Raw genomic sequence first — 17,640 nt, forward strand, 5'->3', positions numbered from 1 at the left:
GAAGAGCCGCCCGCGCGGGCCGCGTCCCCTGGGTGGCGATGTACCACTCCGTGGGCGACCGCACGGACGACCCGTACCGGATCACGGTCACGCCCGAGCGCCTCGACGCCCAGCTGCGATGGCTGCGCCGGCGCGGGCTGCGGGGCGTGGGCGTGGGCGAGCTGCTCGCCGCCCGTGCCCGGGGAGAGGGGCGCGGGATGGTCGGGCTCACCTTCGACGACGGGTACGCCGACTTCCTGACCAACGCCCTGCCGCTGCTGGAGCGTTGGGGCTGCGGCGCGACCCTCTTCGTTCTGCCGGGGCGGCTCGGCGGGGAGAACGCCTGGGATCCGCTGGGTCCGCGCAGGCCGCTGCTCACGGCGGACGGCATCCGTGCCGCCGCGGCGGCCGGCATCGAGATCGGTTCGCACGGGCTGACCCACGTCGACCTGACGAAGGCGGACGACGAGCTGCTGCGCGCCGAGGTCGCCGGGAGCAGAGCGCTGCTCTCGGAGTTGAGCGGTGCTCCCATCGACGGGTTCTGCTATCCGTACGGGACGGTCGACCAGCGGGCCGCCGACGCCGTGCGGGCGGCCGGCTACGGATACGGCTGCGCGATCGACCCCGGGCGGCTGGGCGGCGTACACGTCCTCCCCCGCGTACACATCGGCGAGGACGACACCGCCGTACGCCTGCATCTCAAGTACCGCCTGCACCCGCTGCGGCGGCGACCGGTCGAGGGGGTGTGACGCGGTGAAGGCACTGCACATCATCACCGGTCTCGGGGTCGGCGGCGCCGAGCACCAACTGCGGCTGCTGCTGCGGCACTTGCCGGTCGCGTGCGATGTCGTGACGCTCACCAACCCGGGCTCGGTCGCCGACGGCCTGGTCGCCGACGGCGTCCGCGTCGTCCACCTCGGCATGGCCGGCAACCGGGATCTCGCCGCGCTGCCCCGCCTGGTGAACGTCATCCGCTCCGGCCGCTACGACCTCGTGCACACCCACCTCTACCGGGCGTGCGTGTACGGCAGGATCGCCGCGCGGCTCGCGGGCGTACGGGCGATCGTCGCCACCGAACACTCCCTGGGCGACTCCCAGATGGAGGGGCGGCGGCTGACCACCGGGGTCCGCGCGCTGTACCTCGCCGGCGAACGGCTCGGCCGCACCACCGTCGCCGTGTCCCCCACGGTCGCCGAGCGGCTCCATCGCTGGGGTGTGCCCGCGCCCCGGATCGAGGTCGTCCCCAACGGCATCGACCTGGCCCGCTTCCGCTACGACCCGGCCGCCCGACGCCGCACCCGCGAACAGCTCGGGCTGCCCGAGAGCGCGTACGTGGTCGGCGGCATCGGACGGCTCGCACCGGGCAAACGCTTCGGCGACGTCATCGGCGCCCTGACCCAACTCCCTGACGACTACTGGCTGTTGCTCGTCGGAGGCGGCCCCGAGGAGCACGTCCTGCGGCGCACCGCGCGTGCGGCGGGCGTGGCCGACCGGGTGTTGTTCACCGGCGAACGGCCCTGCGTTCCGGACGGCACCCCCGGCCCCGACCTGCCCTCCCTCACCTCCGCGATGGACCTGCTCGCCTCACCCTCCCCGGAGGAGGCCTTCGGCCTCGCGGTCGTGGAGGCGCTGGCCGCCGGGCTGCCCGTCCGGTACGTCTCCTGCCCCGCGGTCGAGGACCTCCCCCCGGAGGCCGCCGAGGGCGCCCGGCGCGTACCCGGCGGCGCGGACTCCTTCGCGCGCGCCCTCGCCGAGGTCCGCGCACTGGGCCCACGGGAGCGCACGCCCCCCGCCGCGGCCCACCACTACGACATCACCCGCAGCGCCGCCCAGCTCATGGACGTGTACGCGGCGACCCTCACCACCCCCTCCACGACACCGTTCCCGCACCCGTCCCCGTCCCCGTCACCTCAGGGAGCCCCATCCTCATGACCGAGAACGCCAGAGCCCCGCGCCTCACCGCCCGCAGCCGCGCCCTCCCCCCGTGGACCCTCCTCGCGGCCGGCGCCGTACTCGGCGGCCTCCTCGGCGGCGCGTACGGCACCTTCAAGGCGCCCACCTACACGGCCACGAGCTACGTCGTCGCCGTACCGACCGAGAATTCCGACCAGGCGTCGGCGCTCGGTTTCGCACAGGCGTACGGGCGGGTCGCCACGCAGCTCGCGGTGCTCGGGGACGCCCAGGTGTGGGCGGGCGTACCGGTGTCGACGCTGCGGTCGAGCGTGCAGACGGCGACCTCACCGGACGCGCCCATGGTCGCCGTGTCGGCCACCTCCAAGGGCCGCGAACTCGCCGCCGACATGGCCAACGCCGTGGCCCGTTCCCTCACCCGGCACGCCAACGACACCAAGGACTCCACCCACGTGGAGCTGCTCGAGTTCTCGCGCGCGGTCAAGCCGGCCGCGCCGTCGTCGGCCCCGGCCACGGTGACCGGGCTGGTCGGCGCGAGCGCCGGCGGGCTGCTCGGCGGGCTGGTGCTGCTGGTGCGGCCACGACGGCGCCCGGAGGAACCGGTGCCCGCGGCCTCCGTACCGAGCCCGGCCATCGCCGCCGACGTCCACGGCCAGCTGTGACGGTCACGGCCACGGGCGCGCTACGCGCCGAAGTCGTCAGCGACGAAGCCGCGTTCGTGGAACTCGCCCCGGCCTGGGGCCGGTTGTATCGGCGGTGCGGCGCGGCGACCCCGTTCCAGAGCCATGCGTGGCTGCACTCGTGGTGGCTGTCGTACGGCGTCGCGGGCCGGCTGCGGATCGTCGTGGTCCGCGATCCGGAGGGCGAACTCCTCGCCGCCGCCCCGCTGATGCGCGTACACCGCCCGCTGCCCGCCCTGGTGCCGCTCGGCGGCGCGATCTCCGACTACGGTGACGTGCTCCTCGACGACGACACGGCCGACGAGGCCGCCGACGCCCTCGCCGAGGGGCTCTCCGAGGCCGCCCGCACCGCTCTGATCGACCTCCGCGAGGTCCGGCCGGGCGGCGCGGCTGAACGCGTGTACGAACGCTGGCGTGGGCCGCGCCGCCAGGTCAGGGACTCCGTGTGTCTGGAGCTGCCCGCCGTCTCGATGGACGGCCTGCTCTCCCGCCTCCCCGCCGCCAAGGCTCAGCGCGTCCGCGCCAAGCTGCGCAAGCTGACCGCGCTCGGCGTCGAACGACGCGCCGTCCGCCCCGACGAGGTCGACGCGGCCCTGGCGCGTCTGCTCGAACTCCACCAACTCCAGTGGCAGGGACGGAAGGTGACGTCGGAACACCTCCAACCCCGGTTCCGCGAGCACCTCGCCCGTTCGGTGGGCCCGATGGTGCGCTCCGGGGACGCCGTGGTCACCGAGTTCCGCCTCGACGGCAGCGTGGTCGCCGTCGACCTGACACTGCTGTCGGGACGCCTCGCGGGCGGCTATCTGTACGGCGCCCACCCGGGCCTGCGCAAACGGAAGGCGGACGTCGCCGTGATGCTGCTCGACGCCTGCGCCCAGCACACGGGGACGGGCGGGCAACGGACGCTGAGCCTGCTGCGCGGTGACGAGCCGTACAAGCACCACTGGCGCCCCGAACCCGTCGTCAACCAGAGGCTGTTGCTGGCCCGGCCGCTGACGGCACCGCTGATGTCGGCGGTCGTGTGCGGTGTCGCCGCCCGCAGCCGAGGCAAGGAACTCCTGCGCCGGCTGCGCGAACGCGACGGAAACGACACCAGAAACGGAAGCGGCAGCGGTGGCGGCGGATCGTGAACGACCCGCCGCCACCGGGCGGTCACCAGTTGCGCGACCACCAGTCGAAGCGCAGGCACAGCTTCCCGCCCATCCAGTACTCCACCCAGTCGCCCAGGTCCAGCGGCGAGCAGTTGGGCGGGGGCAGCGGCACCGGCGGGGTGACCGGGTCCGTGGGCTTCGGCGGCTCCGGGGTCGGGACCGGTGTCGGAACCGGCGTCGGGACCGGCGTCGGCACGGTCGGCTCGGTGTCCTTACGGCCCGTCAGCAACTGGCGGTACACCTCGGACGCCTTCGGATTGCTGCCGCACTGCCACACACCGTGCGGACAGTAGTCGGTCAGCGTGTTGTACAGCGGCTTGTGCTCGTCCATCCACGCGAGCATGCGCCGCATGTACTCCGGATTGTCGCCGTTGCGAAAGAGCCCCCATTCCGGATAGGAAATGGGCTTTCCGTGCGCCTTGGCGAAATCCACATGCGCCTGGAGTCCGTAGGGCTCGCTCACCTGCTCGTCGAATGACAGTCCCTGGGGCTGGTCATAGGCGTCCATTCCGATGATGTCGACGGTGTCGTCCCCCGGATAGCACTGCGTCCACGGAATGGCGTCCTTGCCCCGGGTCGGATTGAAATCGAACCGGAATTTCTGGCCCGGCACCGCCCGCATGGTGGTGACGATCCTGTTCCAGTACCTCTTCCAGGCCTCCGGGTCCGGCCCGCAGCGATGGGTGTACGTGATGCCGTTCATCTCCCAGCCGAGCACGATCACCGTGTCGGGGAGCTTCAGCTCGACCAGCCGCTCGGCCAGGGCGCGGAAGTGGTGATCGTAGAGACCGGCCGCGCCGCGCCGCAGCTCTACCTGGACCTGACGGTCGGAGAGGCCCTCCTCGTTGCGCTCCGCCATGGGCACGTTGAGGACGAACAGCCGGTCCTCCTGGGCACGCCGCCAGTCCGCCCACACGTCGAGGAACCCGGGCGACCCCTCGATGTTGTTCCACCGGTCACCCGGCAGGTAGGTGTGCCCGACCGTCAGGTCGGCGTCGCCCAGCCAGCGGCTGAGCTCGGCGATCCTGGCCGTCCCCCGGGCGCCGTCGTAGTCGACGTACGCGCCGAAGGCCGGGAGCCGGGGAGCCTCCGGGAGCCGGGGAGCCTCCGGGAGCTCCGGGGGCTGCGGTGGTTCCGGTGGCTCCGGCTTGGGGAGTTCGGGAGTCACCGGGGGCTCGGGAGCCACCGGGGGCTCGGGGGTCACGGGCGCGACCGGCGCCACGACCCCGGTGGGCGCTGTCGGCTGGGTGACCGTGTCCGGTACGGGGACGGGAGGATCGGCCACCCCCGCGCCCGCGGCGTGTCCCGGCCCCGCCGCCAGGACCGCCGACGCGGCGACCGTCGCCGCCAGGAACGCCAGCCGTCCGGTGCGGGCCCGTCGCTTGTGTGGGGCCATGCCTGCTCCTTCCTCCACGCGCGTACTCACTGTTCTCGTCGTTCTCTTCGTTCTCGTCGTTCTCGTCCTGCTTTTCCGCCTACTGACACTCAGTCATATGAGTATGAATGCCGCCACCGCACCTAGGACTTTCGAGTGTTCCGCTCGCCCGCACGAGTGAACCGACCCGAAGGAAACCCGAATAAAATGTCCGCGTCACTGCTCGACACCCGCGTCCCCGCCGTCCTCGTGCGGACGGACCGAAATCCCTTTCACCACGGAACTCTGGGCGCCGTACGCTCCCTCGGCCGGGCGGGCGTCGACGTCCACCTGATCGCCGACGTCGGCGGAAGTCCCGTACGCAGATCCCGATTCGTACGCCAACTGCATCCGCCGCCCCCGCCCGGCGCCGCCCCCGCCGACATCGCCCGCGCACTGCTGCGGGTGGCCGCCCAGATCGAGCGGCCGGCCGTACTGATCGCGCTCGACGACGCGAGCGCCGTCGCCGTGGCCCGCGCCCGGACCGAACTGGCGCCCGCCTATCTGCTGCCGCAGCAGCCCGGCGAGCTCGCCGAACGGGTCGCCGACAAGGCCGAACTGGCCGCCATGTGCGCGACCGCGGGCATCCCGCACCCGCTGACACTGATCCCCGACAGCTCGGCCGAGGCAGCCGCCGCGGCCTGGCGGCTGGGCCTGCCGACGGTGGCGAAATGGAGCCGGCCCTGGCTGCTCCCGGCCGGCAGCGACCTGCGCAGCACGAGCGTCGTACGTTCGGCGCGGCAGGCCAGAGAGCTGTTCCTGCGTACCGGGGAGGCGGGCAGCCGACTGCTGCTCCAGGAGTTCCTGCCGCCGGGACCCGACCTCGACTGGTTCTGCCACGGATACGCCGACCGCACCGGGACCGTGCGCGGCGGCGGCCCCGGCCGCAAACTCCACGCCTGGCCGCGCGGCGCCGGACTCACTGCGGTGGGCCACTGGACACCGAACGCGCCGGTGCAGGCGCTCGCCGAACTCCTCATCGCCGAACTCGGCTACCGGGGCATCTTCGACCTCGACTTCCGCCGCTGCGCCACCACTGGCGCCTACCACCTGCTCGACTTCAACCCGCGCCCCGGCGCCCAGTTCCGGCTCTTCAGCGACACGGCCGGGCTCGACGTCGTACGCGCCCAGCACCTCGACCTGACCCACCGTCCGATGCCCGAGGGGGCGCCCCGGCCCGGGCGGGCGTTCGTCGTCGAGAACTACGCGCCGCTCAGCGCGCTGCGCCCGGCGCCGGCCGGCCGCGAACTGGCCTGGCACGCCCCCGACGACCGCGCGCCCGGCTGGGCGATGTGGCCCCTGTGGGCCCGGCACGCCACCCGCCGCCTACCGACCGGGCTGCGCCGCCTGTGCGAACGGACCGAACGAACCGAACAGACCGATCTGCAAGAACTACATGAATTGCATGAACGGGATGAGCGGTACGAAACGCCTGCACGCGTGGTACGGCAGGCGACGAGTCCCCTCCCGACCGAGATCGACAGCTCCCTGACCGACGACGAGAAAGCGAACAGTTACTGATGTACGACCTGCTGGTGGTGGGCGCGGGCCCCTACGGCCTGTCCATCGCCTCCCACGCCGCCGGCGCCGGCCTGCGCCTGCGCGTCCTCGGCCGGCCCATGGCCTCCTGGCGCGATCACATGCCCCGGGGCATGTACCTCAAGTCGGAGCCCTGGGCGTCGAACCTGTCCGACCCCGACTCCCGCTGGCGCCTGGACACGTACTGCGCCGGCCAGGGCGTCGAGGCACGGCACGGGCAACCGATCCCGCTGGAGATGTTCGCCTCGTACGGCCAGTGGTTCGCCCGCAACGCCGTGCCCGAGGTCGACGAACGGACGGTGATCCGGGTGACGCCCGTCGCCGGGGGCTTCGAGGCGGTGACGGAGGACGGCGAGACGGTACGCGCCCGGACCGTCGCCCTGGCGATCGGCGTGCTGCCCTTCGTCGAGATCCCCGGCGCGCTGCGCGGCCTCGGCCCCGACCTGGTCTCGCACAGCAGCCACCACAGCGACCTCGACCGCTTCCGCGGCCGGGACATCACGGTGATCGGCGGCGGCCAGGCGGCCCTGGAAACGGCCGCCCTCCTCGCCGAACAGGGCAGCCGGGTACGGGTGTTGGCCCGCGCGGAGCAACTGAACTGGAACGACGTGCCGCCGCCGTGGGAGCGCCCCTGGTGGCGCTCGGCCCGCGCCCCGCACAGCGGCCTGGGCTGCGGTTGGCGCAACTGGTTCTACTCGGAACGCCCCGGTCTCTTCCACCGCCTCCCGGAACCGACCCGCGCCCGGATCGCCGCCACGGCCCTGGGCCCGGCGGGCGCCTGGTGGGTACGCGACCGCGTCGAACCGGCGGTTGAGGTGCTCGTCGGCCAGGAGGTCGCGGAGGCAAGGGAGTTGACGGGCGCCAGCGGCGTACGGCTCGACACGGTCACCCGGTCCGGCGAACGGCGCTCCCTGGAGACCGAACACGTCATCGCGGCCACGGGGTTCAGGGCGACGTGCGACCGGCTGAGCCTGCTGGACCCCCAACTCGGCGGCAGCCTGGACGCGTTGGGGGACGGCTCACCGGCGGTCGGGCGCCACTTCGAGTCCTCGCACCCCGGCCTTTTCCTGGCCGGCCTGGTGACGGCGTCCGGCTTCGGCCCGGCGATGCGCTTCGTGCACGGCGCGACATTCACGGCGGAGACGCTCGTACGAGGGGTACGGCGCCGACTGCGGGCGGGGGTCCCGGCGGGCGACGCGGTGGTGCCGGGGCCGAGGCGGCGGCGCGAGGGGGTGCGCTCCGCTGGATAGGCGGTGCGGTCGGTGCGGGTGCGGTCGGTGCGGGTCCGGTGGGGGCTGGTCGCGCAGTTCCCCGCGCCCCTGAGGAACGAGCTGCGCGCCCCTTGCGGGCGCGCAGCTCGTTCGGCGTGCGCTATCCGTTCCTGCCGGTGGGCGGCAGGTGGGGCGGCTTCGTCGGAGGCTTCGTCGGCGGGGTGTCGCCGTAGCCGCCAGGGGTGTCCGACTCGGGAAGAGGTGAGAAAAAGCCGGCCTTGGCACCGAAAGGCTCTCCAAGACCGGCCCAGACACCGCCGTACGGCAGGTGCGACGACGTCAGTCGTTGATGCAGGTGTTGCCGATCGCCGGGTTCAGCAGCCCGATGACGCTGATCGAGTTGCCGCACACGTTGATCGGAACGTGGATGGGAATCTGGATCACGTTGCCGGAGAGCACACCCGGGGAGTTGGCGGCGAAGCCCTCGGCCTCGGCGTCGGCGAAGGCCGGGACGGCCAGTCCGAGCGCCATGATCGCGCCGGCGATGACAGCAACGCTCTTCTTCATGAAGTTTCCCTTCTCTGCGGTCATGCCCTGTGTCGGCCAGAGGCCGAGCGAGCACAGCATGAACGGCTCGCACCATGACCGGCAGTTCTAAAACGAGGGATAGACAGCCGAAGAAACTACGGAACGTGGTCCCCCAGGTAATTCACTCGAACGCCCCGGATCGACAGGAAACACGATCCACACGAAAGGCTGAACGAAATCTGGGCACGATAAAAACTCGGACAACCCCCGCACCGTGTGCGGAGGCTGCCCGAGCTGCTTTATGGGCGACCGGAGGGCTGTCGACGACCGGTCAGCCGACGGCGGTCAGCTGTTGCCGATGCCGTTCCCCGACAGGACCGGGATGTCCTCGACGATGTGCGACAGGGGCTCGTCACCCTTGGCCTGCGTCGAGTTCTCGGCGCACTGCTGGTTCTGCGGAGCGGACAGAACGTTGATGTCCTGGACGGCGACCGGGACGAGAACGCCCACGAGGGAGCCCACGTTGCCCTTGACGGGCAGACCGACACAGAGCTTGTTCAGGGTGCCCTGCGCGAGGCTCATCTGAGGGCTCATGTCGCCCTTGGTCATGGAGTTGCCGAACTTCGAGACCGCCCCGTTCCCGCTGACGGACGTGGTGCCGCCGTCGTCCGCTGTGGCAAGCGCCTGGGGGGCGGCCGCCGCCGAGACTCCGACGACAGATGCGGCTACCGCCGCCGCGGCCATTGCCTTCTTCAGCATTTCGCTTTCCTTTCCTGGCAGAGACACACGTTCCTGCTTCCGCATCAACCGGATGGGCGGCGATTGGTTGCGAAGCTTCACCCGATTGGCCCGTTCCCGACCCGAAAATTCATGGAACCGCGCATCGCCCGCATCCGACCGAACAGCCTTCCATGTGAGCCATCGGAGTGAACCGGAGCAACCACCCGTCCCGAAGGGCAGTTGATCAGAGCGGCTCCGGTGGACGGGGTTTCTTCCGAAGGGATTTGCAAGTGATCAAGAAGGTTATGGCTGCTGCGGCGCTCGCCGCTTCCGTCGTCGGTGCCACCGCTGCGGTCGCCACCCCGGCGATGGCGATTGCGAACGACGGTGGCACGACGTCCACCAGCGGCAACGGCGCCATCCAGAAGTTCGGCAACTCGGCCACGTACGGGAACATGAGCCCCCAGATGGCGCTCATCCAGGGCTCCCTCAACAAGCCCTGCATCGGCCTGCCCGCCAAGGTCAACGCCGGTTCCCTCATCGGTTTCGTCCCGATCGCCGTCCAGGACATCAACGTTCTGTCGGCCCCGCAGAACCAGCAGTGTGTCGAGAACTCGACGCAGGCCAAGGGCGACGAGCCCCTGTCGCACATCCTCGACGACATCCCGGTCCTGTCCGGCAACGGCGTGGGCAACAACTGATCACCGCCACCAGCACCACCGGCGCCAACTGAGCCGGGCGTACATCCGGGCTCACTTCGAGCCTTCGCCAGCGGGCCGTCGACTTCTCGGCGGCCCGCTGGCCTACGTTGCGTCAGGTGACGACGAGACACCCTTTGTTCCGGTTTTCCCGTCTTTCCCGCCTGTGCGGTGTCGCGTTGCTGTGTGCAGCGACCGCGATCGGCTGTGGCGCGCCACAGCAGCCGCCCCTGAGACCCGCGGGTGGCGCCGCCCCCGCCAAGGGAACCGACATCCTGCTGCTGGGCACGGACAGCCGCGCCACCATCACCGAGCAGGAACGCCGCGAGTTCCACGCCGGCGGCGTCGCCTGCAACTGCGCCGACGTGATGATGCTCGTGCACGTGTCCGCCAAGCGCGACCGCGTCAGCGTGATCAGCCTGCCGCGCGACTCCTTCGCCACGATCCCGGCGTACAAACCCAAAGCATCGGCGAAACAGCGCCCCGCGCATCCCGCGAAGCTCAACGGCGCGTACGCGGAGGGCGGTGCGACGCTCCTGGAGCGGACGGTGGAGGCGGCGACCGGGGTGAGTGTCGAGCAGTACCTACAGCTCGACTTCCGGCGGTTCATCGACGCCGTCAACCAGGTCGGCGGGGTCGAGGTGTGCACGAAACGGCGGCTCAAGGACTCCAAGACCAAGCTGAACCTGGCGCCGGGACAGCATCTGTTGGGGGGCGGGCAGTCCTTGCAGTACGTCCGCTCGCGGCATGTCGACCTGAGTGCCGACCTCGGGCGGATCCAGCGGCAGCAGCGGTTCCTGGTCTCGGCGCTGGAGCAGCTGACCGCCCGCAAGGTGCTCACCGACCCGGTGGCCATGGGCCGGGTGGCCCGGACGCTGCTCGGTCCGGCCAAGGTCCAGCAGGGCTTCGGGAAGGACGGCGTGAAGGCACTGGTCTCGCTCGCGTCGGCACTGAGCAAGCTACCGGCCACGCGGACGGAGTTCGCCACCGTGCCGACCGCCGGGTTCAACCCGCCGAAGACGGGCATCGGTTCGACTCTGCGCTGGGACGCCGCGAAGGCCAAGACGATGTTCACCAAGGTGCGCGAGGACCGGCCGCTGATCGCGGCGGGTACGGATCCCAAGCCCGCCGATCCGCCGGTGTTCGGCAAGGACGTGCCGGTGCGCGGGAACCGGCTGGCGTGTCCCTGAGCAGGGCGGCTGGGCGGGAGGCAAACGACCCGTTTTACCCCATACGACCGCTCATACACTTCTCCCGCTGGGCCAAACGGGGCAATCACCGCAACCCTGGCGAGGGTTGAACCGTTGACGATCACGCAGCTCCTCACCGGAGTCCGCTTTTCGAAGGGAATGAACATGAAGAAGCTGTGGGCAACCGCGGCCCTCGCCGCCTCCGTCGCCGCCATCTCGGCCACGGCAGCGCCCCAGGCCCTGGCGATCGCCGATGACGGTGGCACGACGTCCATCAGCGGCAACGGTGCCGAGCAGGAGTTCGGCAACTCGGCCACGTTCGGTGACATGAGCCCGCAGCTCTCCCTGGTCCAGGGTTCGCTGAACAAGCCGTGCATCGGCCTCCCGGCCAAGCTCAACCTCGGTGCCCTCGCCGGCGCTGTGCCGATCGCCGTCCAGGACGTCAACGTTCTGTCGTCCCCGCAGAACCAGCAGTGTGTCGAGAACTCGACGCAGGCCAAGGGCGACGAGCCCCTGTCGCACATCATCGACGACATCCCGATCCTGTCCGGCAACGGCGCCGGCAACAGCTGAGCCTCCCCGCTCGGTTGCGACGGCGGGTCACCGGTTCTCCGGTGGCCCGCCGTTCGGCTTTTGTGCGGGGCGCTCCGCTTGTGGGTACTCCGTCGGGCTGCGGAGCGAGGGGGCAGTCGTGGTTTGTCGGCTGCGGGACGGTGGGGGCTGGTCGCGCGGTTCCCCGCGCCTCTGTGGGGCGCCCGTTCAGTCTTCGTAGCGGTTCGCCTGGTCTATCGCCTCGGCCAGTTGGCGTACCGCCTTGTCCTCCGTGGTGTCCGCCAACTTGTCTGCCCTGTCGGCCAGTTCGCCCAGCGATGGAGCGCCGGGCAGGGGGGTCCGGTCGTCGTCGCCCTTGCGTAGGGCGTCGGCGAAGTAGGCGGCCACCGCGGTGACCTGGAGGCGCGGCGGGGCGTCCCAGAGCGCCTTGTCCACCGACCGCGTCTCCAACTGGCCCGATTCCTCGTGCGATTCGCGGGTTTCCGGGTCGAGCCAGCGGACCGTTGCCGTGGCCAGGTGGCCCGAGGCGGACCGCTTGGTGCGGACGGCGTACAGGGCCGTCACCGTGTGGCCGGGGCCCACCTCTCCCCCGTCCACATGGTCGTCGCGGAAGTCGTCGTCGGCGACGCGGCGGTTGTCGTAGCCGATCAGGCGGAACTCGGCGACCGTCTCCGGGTCGAAGGCGACCTGGGTCTTCGCGTCACGGGCTGTGAGGTCGAGGTTGCGCGGGAGCTGCTCGGAGAACACCTTGCGGGCGTCGGTCTCGTTCGACACGTAGGTGGTGTTGCCGTCGCCCTTGTCGGCGAGGCTTTCCATCAATGCGTCGCCGTAGTCGCTGCCCACGCCGACGCCGAACAGGGTGATGCCGTGTTCGCGGCGGGCGCCGGAGATGCGGTCGAGGATCGAGTCGGCTTCGGTGTCGCCCGTGTTGGCCAGCGCGTCCGAGATCAGCACGACCCGGTTGGTGGCGCCCTCGCGCAGGCCCTTCACGGCGGTGGCGTAGCCGGTGCGCACGCCCGCGCCGAGGTTGGTCGAATCGGTCGGTTCCAGTGCGTCGATCGCGTGGTGGACGCGGTCGCGGTGGCCGTCGAGGCGGGTCATCGGCAGGACGGTCTCGGCCTCGTCGCTGAAGGTGACGATGGCCACCGAGTCGTCGTCGCGCAGTCGGTCCGTCATCACGCCGAGGGAGTCCTTGGCGAGGTCGAGGCGGCCGGGCTCTTCCATGGAGCCGGAGACGTCGATGACGAAGGTGAGGGCCGCGGGCGGGCGTTCGCCCCGCTGCTCGGCGGTGCGGGTGGCGAGGCCCACGCGGACGAGGGACCAGTCCGCGCGGTCGGTGCGGGCGCCGTCGACGGTGACCGAGAAGCCGTTGCCGTCGGGGCGTTCGTAGTCCTGGCGGAAGCTGTTGACGAACTCCTCCGGGCGGACCGTCGACGGGTCGGGGCGGTGGCCGTCGGCGAGGGTACGGCGCGCGTAGCCGTACGAGGCGGTGTCGACGTCGAGGGCGAAGGTGGAGAGGTAGTCGGGGGACGGGGCGAAGTCGCCTTCGGTGTCGTCCTGTTCGCCTTCGCTCCGGTCGCCGTCCCGCTGTTCGCCGGAGCCGTTGCCCTGGGCGGGGGCGGGTGCGGGTGCGTATCCCGAGCCGCCGCCGGAGTTCTGCCGGCTGTCCGCCTTGCTGCTCTGGCCGCTGCCACCGTCGTCGCCGCTGCACCCCGTGAGCAGCAGACCGCTCGTGGCCGTCAGTGCGATCAGGGTGCCTCGCAGGCGTCGTATTCGGTGAATCCGCGTCCTGGTCCGCTCCATCTGCTGTGCCCCCTCCGTCGATTGACGTCGAGCGACGTCAACTCCTGTGACTGTGACGGCGGAGGGGGCCGGAATGTGCGGTACGGGGTGTTGCGGATGGATCTCGAAGTGGCCACGAAGGACGGCTGTCGAGACCGGTTGGTGATCCTCCGGTGATCTAAGAGACGACGTCCTTGCGGGCGAAACCCCGGAAGGCCAGGGCGAACAGGATGAGGGCGTACGTTATCGAGACGGCCGTCCCCTGGATCATGCCGCTCCACTCCGGGCGGGGCTGGATGGCGTCGGCCCACGCGAACTGCCAGTGCGCCGGCAGGAAGTCGCGCCAGTCGCCGAGGGCTGTCACGGCATCCAGGACGTTGCCGACGATGGTCAGGCCGACGGCGCCGCCGACCGCTCCCAGGGGGGCGTCCGTCTTCGTCGACAGCCAGAACGCCAGTCCGGCGGTGACCAGTTGGGACACGAAGAGGTATCCGACGACCACCACAAGGCGCTGGGCCGCCGTGCCCGCGGCGAGCGAGCCGCCGGTGGGCATCTCCAGTGGGCCCCAGCCATAGGCCGCCGTGCCGACCGCGACGGCCACGACCGGCAGCAGCACCATCGCGGCGAGGCTCATGCCGAGGGCGACGGTGAGCTTGGACCACAGGAGGCGGGCGCGCGGGACGGGGGCCGCGAGCAGATAGCGCAGGGAGGACCAGCTCGCCTCCGAGGCGACTGTGTCCCCGCAGAACAGGGCGACGGGGATGACGAGCAGGAAGCCCGCGGAGACGAAGAGGTTGACGGCGACGAAGTTGGCACCGGACGCGGTGGCCGTGTCCATCAGGGTGACCTGGCCGTTGCGAGCGCCGGGGTCGCCGCCGATCGCGAACGCGGCGACGAGGATGAACGGCAGCGCGGCGAGGATGCCGCCCATGACGAGCGTACGGCGGCGCTTGAGCTGGCGGACCAGCTCGACGCGCAGGGGCAGTGTCCGCCGGGCGCGGTACCCGTCGGCCGTCTCCGCCCGCTCCACGATCGTGGTCGTCGTGCTCATGCGGAACCTCCGATCAGGGTGAGGAACGCGTCCTCGAGGCGGCGGTGGGGGCCCACCGACTCCACGGGGACTTCCAGGCGGACGAGTTCGACGACGAGGCGCTGGGCGCTGCCGCTCTCGGGGGTGAGGCGGACGAGGAGGCCGTCGTCGGTGCGTACGGCGGACTCGATGCCCGGCAGGGCGGCGATCTTCTCGACGACCGGCTCCTCCACGGGGGTGGTGGTGCCGACGAGCAGGGTGTCGCCGGAGCCGATGATCTCGCTGACGGGGCCCGCCTGGACCAGTCGGCCCCGGTCCATGACGACGAGGTGCGTGCAGGACTGCTCGATCTCCGCCAGCAGATGGCTGGAGACGATCACCGTGCGGCCGGCCGCCGCGTACCGGATCATCACCTCGCGCATCTCGCGGATCTGGGGCGGGTCGAGGCCGTTGGTCGGTTCGTCGAGGATGAGGAGGTCGGGCAGGCCGAGCATGGCCTGGGCGATGGCGAGGCGCTGGCGCATGCCCTGGGAGTACGTGCGGACCGCGCGCGCGAGTGCGTCGCCGAGGCCCGCGATCTCCAGGGCCTCCTCCATGTGGGCGTCCTCGGCCGGACGGCCGGTCGCCTGCCAGTACAGGTCCAGGTTCTCGCGGCCGGAGAGGTGCGGGAGGAAGCCGGCGCCCTCGACGAAGGCGCCGACGCGGGAGAGGACGGGGGCGCCGGGGCGGATCGCGTGCCCGAAGACGCGGATCTCGCCGCCGTCGGGCTTGATGAGGCCCATCAGCATGCGCAGGGTGGTGGTCTTGCCCGCGCCGTTGGGGCCGAGGAGCCCGAGGACCTGGCCCTTCTCGACGCGGAACGACACGTCCTGTACGGCGTACCGGTCCGACGACTTCGCGTACCGCTTGCTCAAGTCGGTGATCTGGAGGGGGACTTCCGCGAGTTCGGGATCCGGGGCGGACGGTGCAGCCGTGCGCCGGCGACCCGACAGGAGCAGGGCGAGGGCGATCACGGCGCCCGTGAGGGGCAGCCACCACACCCAGGCGGGCAGCCCGGCCGACGCCGTGGTGACCCCGGGGGCGGTGGGGATCGTCAGGTCGCTCCTGACGGAGACGGTGTACGTGGCCGGGGCGGCCGGTGACGCGTAGCCGAGGTCCGTGGAGGCGAGGACCAGGCGGAGGCGGTGGCCCTTTTCCACCTTGTGGTCGATCGCCGGGAGGGTGATCGCGACGTCCTTGCCCTCCTTGGCACCCTCGACCCTGAGGGGGGTGACGAGCTGGCCCGGCAGCACCTGCTGCCTGCCGTTCGCGGAGACGTCGTACACCTTGGCGAAGAGGACGGCGTCCTCGCTGGTCGCCTTGACGTGGACGGTGGCCGTGGGCGAACCGGTGATCTGGACGTCGTCGGCGACCGGCGCCGATTCGAAGCGGGCGTTCTGCCCCGGGAAGTCGAGCGAGACGCCGACTCCGAAAGAGGAGAGCTGGGACAGGCCGCCCGCCGCGCCGAGGCCGGGCAGGGAGGAGACGGCGGGTGGGGCGGCGCCGGCCGGGTTGTCGAACGTCTGCTCCCTGCCGGTCAGGGTGATGGCGCGCTGCCCGCTCTCCAGGCCCGGGTAGCTGTCCGAGGTGGCGCCGCGCAGGGTGGCCGTCCCGTCGGTGGAGTTGACGCCGCCGGTGCGGGTGACGCGGAAGGCGGGGCCGGTGTCGGTGCCCTTGTCGCCCTTCAGATACCGGTCGAACCAGGAGGTGACCCGGGACTCGACGCGGCTCGTCTCCAGGTCGCCGCCGTCATGGCCGCCCGCGATCCAGTCGACGTCCACGGGGGCGCCGCCCGCGCGGATCGCCTTCGCGGCGGCGTCGGCCTGGCCGAGCGGGAAGAGGGAGTCGGTCTGGCCCTGGATCAGCAGGGTGGGCACCTTGATGCGGTCGCCGACGGCGGACGGCGACCGGTCGGCGAGGAGGGTGGTGGCCTCGGCGTCCGGCTTACCGGCCTCGGCGACCCGGTCGTACATCCGGCACAGCGCGGCCTCGAACTTCTCGCAGCCGCCGCCGGTGTTGATGAAGATGCCGGCCCACTGTTTCTTGAAGACGCCGTTCGGGAAGAGGGCGTCCGCGAGGTTCCAGTAGGTGATCGCGGGCGCGATGGCGTCGACCCGCTGGTCGTACCCGGCGGCGAGCAGGGAGATGGCGCCCCCGTAGCTCCCGCCGGCCATGCCGACGCGCGGGTCACCCTTCTTGTCGAGCTGGACCTCGGGCCGCCGGGCCAGCCAGTCGATCAGCTTGGAGACATCGGCGACCTCGGCCTTCGGGTCGTTCAGCCCTATCTTCCCGGTGGATCTGCCGAAGCCCCGGGCGGACCAGGTCAGCACCGCGTACCCGTCGCGGGCGAGGTCCTGGGCCTGGCCGCGCGTGTCGTCCTTGCTGCCGCCGAAGCCGTGGGCGAGCAGGACGGCGGGGCGGCGGCGGGACTCCGAACCGGCGGTGAAGTACGAGGTGTCGACGCGCACCCCGCCGCCCATGTCCATGACCCGATCGGCGCGGCGCACAGCGGGCGCGTCGTCCGAGGCGACGGCCGTCCACGTACCGGCGCCGGCGAGCAGGACGACGACGGCGGCCACGCCGGCGATCAGCCGTCGTGGCCGGGGCCGCGCTCCCCGCAGTCCGGGCATTCGAAGATCCATGCGTCAACGGTACGGGCCGCCACTGACATCCGGGCCAGCCACCGGGCGGAACCTTCCACCATCCTGCGGGCGTACGGCACGGGTCCGGTGTACTCCAGTCGTGGTACGAAAAGGCTCATGGAAAATCGGTCTGTGGCGATTCGCCGCGCCGTGACGATCGCGGAGGTGGCTGCCGCCGAGCCCCTCTTCGACAACCCGGTGCGCCCGGAGTGGGCGGAACGCTTCCTGACGTCCGCCGGACATCACCTGTACCTGGCCTACGAGCCCGGCGAGGACGCCCCCGTCGGCTTTGTGAGCGGCATCGAGACCATCCACCCCGACAAGGGTGCGGAGATGCTGCTGTACGAGTTGGGGGTGGCGGAGTCGCACCGGCGCAAGGGGATCGGGCGGGCGCTGGTGGGGCGGCTGGCCGAGCTGAGCCGTGAACTCGGCTGCCACGGGATGTGGGTGCTCGTCGACACGGACAACGACGTCGCCCTTGCCACGTATCGGAGCGCGGGCGGGAAGGACGACGGGGGGTGCGCGGTGGTGGGGTGGAAGTTCGAGTAGGCGGTCGCACGCGCGTACGGCGGTG

16 protein-coding genes are annotated in these 17,640 nt (G+C 71.4%); 10 read left to right on the forward strand and 6 right to left on the reverse strand.

Features of this window, described 5'->3' with window-relative positions:
- Positions 1–38: 38 nt before the first annotated feature.
- The 4 genes from ADL01_RS22410 to ADL01_RS22425 are packed head-to-tail and all read left to right on the forward strand — an operon-like array spanning position 39 to position 3,700.
- Positions 39–728 carry a polysaccharide deacetylase family protein gene (locus tag ADL01_RS22410; protein ID WP_053743816.1) on the forward strand — a complete coding sequence of 230 codons (690 nt, stop codon included), beginning with the start codon at positions 39–41 and terminating at the stop codon, positions 726–728.
- Between the two features lie 4 nt (positions 729–732).
- Positions 733–1,911, forward strand: coding sequence for a glycosyltransferase (locus ADL01_RS22415; protein WP_053743817.1), 1,179 nt, complete (start codon positions 733–735; stop codon positions 1,909–1,911).
- The gene (locus tag ADL01_RS22420; protein WP_053743818.1) at positions 1,908–2,552 is read left to right on the forward strand and encodes a hypothetical protein; all 645 of its coding nucleotides are present in this window, start codon (positions 1,908–1,910) and stop codon (positions 2,550–2,552) included. The genes ADL01_RS22415 and ADL01_RS22420 overlap by 4 nt, the downstream gene beginning before the upstream one ends.
- Positions 2,549–3,700 carry a GNAT family N-acetyltransferase gene (locus ADL01_RS22425; RefSeq protein ID WP_053743819.1) on the forward strand — a complete coding sequence of 384 codons (1,152 nt, stop codon included), beginning with the start codon at positions 2,549–2,551 and terminating at the stop codon, positions 3,698–3,700. Before ADL01_RS22420 ends, ADL01_RS22425 begins: the two co-directional genes overlap by 4 nt.
- 22 nt (positions 3,701–3,722) lie before the next feature.
- On the opposite strand, the gene ADL01_RS22430 is transcribed toward ADL01_RS22425, so the two are convergent.
- Entirely contained in the window at positions 3,723–5,117 is a 1,395-nt protein-coding gene (locus ADL01_RS22430) for a glycoside hydrolase family 26 protein (RefSeq protein WP_199834895.1), read from the reverse strand.
- Between the two features lie 186 nt (positions 5,118–5,303).
- On the opposite strand from ADL01_RS22430, the gene ADL01_RS22435 reads away from it, so the two are divergent.
- Both ADL01_RS22435 and ADL01_RS22440 read left to right on the forward strand, forming a co-directional pair.
- Positions 5,304–6,656, forward strand: coding sequence for a hypothetical protein (locus tag ADL01_RS22435; RefSeq protein WP_053743820.1), 1,353 nt, complete (start codon positions 5,304–5,306; stop codon positions 6,654–6,656).
- Entirely contained in the window at positions 6,656–7,924 is a 1,269-nt protein-coding gene (locus ADL01_RS22440; protein ID WP_053743821.1) for an NAD(P)-binding domain-containing protein, read from the forward strand. Before ADL01_RS22435 ends, ADL01_RS22440 begins: the two co-directional genes overlap by 1 nt.
- 300 nt (positions 7,925–8,224) lie before the next feature.
- Here ADL01_RS22440 and ADL01_RS22445 read toward each other — a convergent pair whose 3' ends face one another.
- Together ADL01_RS22445 and ADL01_RS22450 are read right to left on the reverse strand one after the other, a co-directional pair.
- Entirely contained in the window at positions 8,225–8,452 is a 228-nt protein-coding gene (locus tag ADL01_RS22445; protein WP_053743855.1) for a chaplin, read from the reverse strand.
- Between the two features lie 306 nt (positions 8,453–8,758).
- The gene (locus ADL01_RS22450; protein WP_053743856.1) at positions 8,759–9,169 is read right to left on the reverse strand and encodes a rodlin; all 411 of its coding nucleotides are present in this window, start codon (positions 9,167–9,169) and stop codon (positions 8,759–8,761) included.
- A gap of 254 nt (positions 9,170–9,423) precedes the next feature.
- Between ADL01_RS22450 and ADL01_RS22455 the strand changes: the two genes are divergently transcribed.
- The 3 genes from ADL01_RS22455 (at position 9,424) to ADL01_RS22465 (ending at position 11,594) form a co-directional block, all read left to right on the forward strand.
- A complete protein-coding gene (locus ADL01_RS22455) occupies positions 9,424–9,834 on the forward strand; it encodes a rodlin (protein ID WP_053743822.1) in 411 nt (136 codons plus the stop codon).
- A gap of 176 nt (positions 9,835–10,010) precedes the next feature.
- Complete coding sequence (locus tag ADL01_RS22460) at positions 10,011–11,021, forward strand: LCP family protein (protein WP_234354752.1); 1,011 nt, start codon at positions 10,011–10,013, stop codon at positions 11,019–11,021.
- A gap of 165 nt (positions 11,022–11,186) precedes the next feature.
- A complete protein-coding gene (locus tag ADL01_RS22465) occupies positions 11,187–11,594 on the forward strand; it encodes a rodlin (RefSeq protein WP_053743857.1) in 408 nt (135 codons plus the stop codon).
- Between the two features lie 186 nt (positions 11,595–11,780).
- Here ADL01_RS22465 and ADL01_RS22470 read toward each other — a convergent pair whose 3' ends face one another.
- The 3 genes from ADL01_RS22470 to ADL01_RS22480 form a co-directional block, all read right to left on the reverse strand.
- On the reverse strand, positions 11,781–13,376 hold the full coding sequence (locus ADL01_RS22470; RefSeq protein ID WP_053743824.1) for a vWA domain-containing protein: 1,596 nt from the start codon (positions 13,374–13,376) through the stop codon (positions 11,781–11,783).
- A 157-nt stretch (positions 13,377–13,533) separates the two neighbouring features.
- Entirely contained in the window at positions 13,534–14,406 is an 873-nt protein-coding gene (locus ADL01_RS22475) for an ABC transporter permease (protein WP_053743825.1), read from the reverse strand.
- Positions 14,403–17,066, reverse strand: a complete 2,664-nt coding sequence (locus tag ADL01_RS22480; protein WP_053743826.1) for an alpha/beta fold hydrolase — start codon at positions 17,064–17,066, stop codon at positions 14,403–14,405. Before ADL01_RS22480 ends, ADL01_RS22475 begins: the two co-directional genes overlap by 4 nt.
- 117 nt (positions 17,067–17,183) lie before the next feature.
- Between ADL01_RS22480 and ADL01_RS22485 the strand changes: the two genes are divergently transcribed.
- The gene (locus ADL01_RS22485; RefSeq protein WP_199834897.1) at positions 17,184–17,615 is read left to right on the forward strand and encodes a GNAT family N-acetyltransferase; all 432 of its coding nucleotides are present in this window, start codon (positions 17,184–17,186) and stop codon (positions 17,613–17,615) included.
- Positions 17,616–17,640 lie beyond the last annotated feature (25 nt).

This window comes from Streptomyces sp. NRRL WC-3618 (assembly GCF_001280005.1).
GTDB lineage: Bacteria > Actinomycetota > Actinomycetes > Streptomycetales > Streptomycetaceae > Streptomyces.

What these genes read in the sequence shown, in the direction of transcription:
- ADL01_RS22485 (WP_199834897.1), top strand. Translation starts at nt 17,184, where the DNA reads ATGGAAAATCGGTCTGTGGCGATTCGCCGCGCCGTGACGATCGCGGAG.
- ADL01_RS22470 (WP_053743824.1), bottom strand. Translation starts at nt 13,376, where the DNA reads ATGGAGCGGACCAGGACGCGGATTCACCGAATACGACGCCTGCGAGGC.
- ADL01_RS22410 (WP_053743816.1), top strand. Translation starts at nt 39, where the DNA reads ATGTACCACTCCGTGGGCGACCGCACGGACGACCCGTACCGGATCACG.
- ADL01_RS22420 (WP_053743818.1), top strand. Translation starts at nt 1,908, where the DNA reads ATGACCGAGAACGCCAGAGCCCCGCGCCTCACCGCCCGCAGCCGCGCC.
- ADL01_RS22445 (WP_053743855.1), bottom strand. Translation starts at nt 8,452, where the DNA reads ATGAAGAAGAGCGTTGCTGTCATCGCCGGCGCGATCATGGCGCTCGGA.
- ADL01_RS22480 (WP_053743826.1), bottom strand. Translation starts at nt 17,066, where the DNA reads ATGGATCTTCGAATGCCCGGACTGCGGGGAGCGCGGCCCCGGCCACGA.
- ADL01_RS22430 (WP_199834895.1), bottom strand. Translation starts at nt 5,117, where the DNA reads ATGGCCCCACACAAGCGACGGGCCCGCACCGGACGGCTGGCGTTCCTG.
- ADL01_RS22475 (WP_053743825.1), bottom strand. Translation starts at nt 14,406, where the DNA reads ATGAGCACGACGACCACGATCGTGGAGCGGGCGGAGACGGCCGACGGG.
- ADL01_RS22465 (WP_053743857.1), top strand. Translation starts at nt 11,187, where the DNA reads ATGAAGAAGCTGTGGGCAACCGCGGCCCTCGCCGCCTCCGTCGCCGCC.
- ADL01_RS22440 (WP_053743821.1), top strand. Translation starts at nt 6,656, where the DNA reads ATGTACGACCTGCTGGTGGTGGGCGCGGGCCCCTACGGCCTGTCCATC.
- ADL01_RS22435 (WP_053743820.1), top strand. Translation starts at nt 5,304, where the DNA reads ATGTCCGCGTCACTGCTCGACACCCGCGTCCCCGCCGTCCTCGTGCGG.